The organism is Halorubrum sp. SS7, from assembly GCF_005435055.1.
GTDB lineage: Archaea > Halobacteriota > Halobacteria > Halobacteriales > Haloferacaceae > Halorubrum > Halorubrum salinarum.
In genome coordinates this window covers 1-2,113 of sequence record NZ_SGXV01000055.1, presented here as the reverse complement: position 1 = coordinate 2,113, position 2,113 = coordinate 1, and the positions used below count along the sequence as shown (strand labels likewise).

The window sequence follows — 2,113 nt, the reverse complement described above, 5'->3', positions numbered from 1 at the left end:
TCCTCCTGCCGTTCTTCACGATGTACCTCGTGCGGGCGTACTCGTGGGTCCTGATGTTCGGCCCGGGCGGCGTGATCAACAGCACGCTTATGAACTGGGGGCTGATCGACGCCCCGCTGGCGATATTCAACTACGGCATCCCGGCCATCATCGTCGGACTCACGCACGCGTACTTCCCGTACATGCTGTTGACGCTGTACGCGAGCCTCGACGGTCTCGACTTCTCGATCATCGAGGCCGCCCGCGACCTGGGGGCGTCGCGGGTCGAGGTGTTCCGTGACCACGTGATCCCGCTCACGCTCCCCGGGATCATCGGCGGGAGCCTCTTCGTCTTCGTCCCGAGCGTCGGCGCGTTCATCACGCCGACGTTCCTCGGTCAGGGGAAAATCCAGATGATCGGGATGCTCATCGAAAACCGGGTCGCCGGGACGTACTCGATCGGATACGCGAGCGCGGCGTCGATGTTCGTACTCGTCTCGATCATCGGCGCGATGGTCCTCGCCTTCCGGTACGTGAGCATCGAGGAACTGGGGGGTGCCTGAGATGGCGACCGAGACCGCCGAGTCGAACGAAACGACGGAGCCGACCCGGCTCGTCGGCCACCAGCAGGTAGAGAAGCTACTCAGCACCTCGCTGTACGTCGTGTCCGGGCTGTTGCTCCTCTTCTTGTGGGTTCCCCTCGCGATCATCATCTTCCTCGCGTTCGCGGAGAACGCCGTGACTATCTTCCCGTTCGAGGGGTTCACCCTCGACAACTTCCGGCTGGCTATCAGCAGCGATTCGATGCGCTCGTCGCTCGCCGGGAGTTTCACGATCGCGACGGTGGCGGCGTCGATCGCGACGATACTCGGCGTGCTGGCGAGCTTCGCGCTGACGCGCTACCGGTTCCGCCTCCGGGAAATGTACCGGACCTTCGGAATTATTCCCATGGTGATCCCGGGTATCATCCTCGGCGTGGCGCTCCGGATCTACTTTCAGAACCTGCTCGGCATCCTCCCCGGGTTCACGACCGTGGTGTTGGCCCACTCGTTGTACGGGCTTCCGTTCGTGCTCCTCATCGTCTCGGCTCGGCTGTATACCTTCGACGAGTCGTTGGAGGAAGCGGCCAGAGACCTCGGTGCGGACCCGATCACGGTGTTCAGAGACGTCACGCTCCCCGTGATCGCTCCGGCCGTCGGAGCGGGCTTCCTGTTCGCGTGGATCCGGTCGTTCGAGGACTACATCCGGGCCCTGTTCCTCACCGGTCCCAACACGGACGTGTTAACGATTTGGATGTTCAGCCGGATCCGACAGCTCGACGCGCCGGAGCTCAACGCCGTCTCCGCGCTCATCGTGTTCGGCGTCGCGGTCGCGTTGGCGGTCGCGATGAACGTCGGCAACGTGACCGGCTACGTCGCCGGAACGGTCGCCGACGAGGAGTAGCTCCCGACCGGGGGGACCGTTTCGAGGGGCGTTTCGAGACCGCGAACCACCCGCGTACGAACGCACGACGAGGCGAACCGCCGTACCCCGGCGGTCAGAAGACGGTGATCAGAAGACGGTCGGCGCGCCGTCGACCACGCCCAGCGCGACGTCGTCGCCGGTGTCGACCGACGACTCGCGTCCCTGAATGACCACCTGAAGTTCGTCGATATCCTCGTCTGGGTCGACGACGTAGTTCGTCTGGTCTCCCTGGAAGTACCGCTCGACGACGACGCCGCGCAGGACGTCGTCACCCGTCGCGATGGTGAAATCCTCCGGTCGGATCGAGATGGTGACCTCGCCGGCCCGGTCCTCTACCGGTACGCTGAAACCCCCCTCACCGCCGATCTCTGCGACCGTCGTTCCGTTCCGCTCGACGATCTGCGCCGTGATGAGGTTCGTGTCACCGATGAAGTCAGCGACGAACTCGGACGCCGGCTCGCGGTAGATCTGCTCCGGCGGGCCGATCTGTTCGATGTGGCCGTCGTTCATCACCGCGATCCGGTCGCTGAGCGTCATCGCGACCTCCTGGTCGTGGGTCACGTAGAAGAACCCGCCCTGCGTCTGCTTGTGGATCCGCCGGAGTTCGACCTGCATCTGCTTCCGGAGCTTCCGGTCGAGACTGGAGAGCGGCTCGTCGAGCAGCAGCACC

Annotated in this window: 3 protein-coding genes; 2 read left to right on the top strand and 1 reads right to left on the bottom strand. The window is 64.4% G+C overall.

The features are described 5' to 3' along the window. Together EXE44_RS21495 and EXE44_RS16310 are read left to right on the top strand one after the other, a co-directional pair. A partial coding sequence (locus EXE44_RS21495; RefSeq protein ID WP_241991849.1) for an ABC transporter permease occupies positions 1-542 on the top strand: 542 nt, incomplete at its 5' end. Between the two features lies 1 nt (position 543). After that, positions 544-1,422, top strand: a complete 879-nt coding sequence (locus EXE44_RS16310) for an ABC transporter permease (RefSeq protein WP_137694392.1) — start codon at positions 544-546, stop codon at positions 1,420-1,422. A 108-nt stretch (positions 1,423-1,530) separates the two neighbouring features. Here EXE44_RS16310 and EXE44_RS16305 read toward each other — a convergent pair. Then, a partial coding sequence (locus tag EXE44_RS16305) for an ABC transporter ATP-binding protein (RefSeq protein WP_137717947.1) occupies positions 1,531-2,113 on the bottom strand: 583 nt, incomplete at its 5' end.